Origin of the sequence: Clostridium sp. DFI.1.208 (assembly GCF_024463855.1) — a bacterium.
Classification (GTDB): Bacteria; Bacillota_I; Bacilli_A; order Erysipelotrichales; family Erysipelotrichaceae; genus Clostridium_AQ.
Genome location: NZ_JANGCA010000167.1, coordinates 1 through 809, shown reverse-complemented (window position 1 = coordinate 809; position 809 = coordinate 1). Strand labels below are relative to the sequence as shown.

At 51.5% G+C, this 809-nt stretch carries 1 rRNA gene; it reads left to right on the top strand.

From position 1 onward, the window contains the following. A 16S ribosomal RNA gene (locus NE665_RS23845) occupies positions 1 to 809 on the top strand; the annotation flags it as partial.

Below are 809 nucleotides of genomic sequence, written 5' to 3'. Positions count from 1 at the left end.
TCAAGGCGTGAACATGGATGGACCTGCGGCGCATTAGCTAGTTGGTGAGGTAACGGCCCACCAAGGCGATGATGCGTAGCCGGCCTGAGAGGGTAAACGGCCACATTGGGACTGAGACACGGCCCAAACTCCTACGGGAGGCAGCAGTAGGGAATTTTCGTCAATGGGGGAAACCCTGAACGAGCAATGCCGCGTGAGTGAAGAAGGTCTTCGGATCGTAAAGCTCTGTTGTAAGTGAAGAACGGCTCATAGAGGAAATGCTATGGGAGTGACGGTAGCTTACCAGAAAGCCACGGCTAACTACGTGCCAGCAGCCGCGGTAATACGTAGGTGGCAAGCGTTATCCGGAATCATTGGGCGTAAAGGGTGCGTAGGTGGCGTACTAAGTCTGTAGTAAAAGGCAATGGCTCAACCATTGTAAGCTATGGAAACTGGTATGCTAGAGTGCAGAAGAGGGCGATGGAATTCCATGTGTAGCGGTAAAATGCGTAGATATATGGAGGAACACCAGTGGCGAAGGCGGTCGCCTGGTCTGTAACTGACACTGAGGCACGAAAGCGTGGGGAGCAAATAGGATTAGATACCCTAGTAGTCCACGCCGTAAACGATGAGAACTAAGTGTTGGAGGAATTCAGTGCTGCAGTTAACGCAATAAGTTCTCCGCCTGGGGAGTATGCACGCAAGTGTGAAACTCAAAGGAATTGACGGGGGCCCGCACAAGCGGTGGAGTATGTGGTTTAATTCGAAGCAACGCGAAGAACCTTACCAGGCCTTGACATGGATACAAAGACTCTAGAGATAGAGGGATA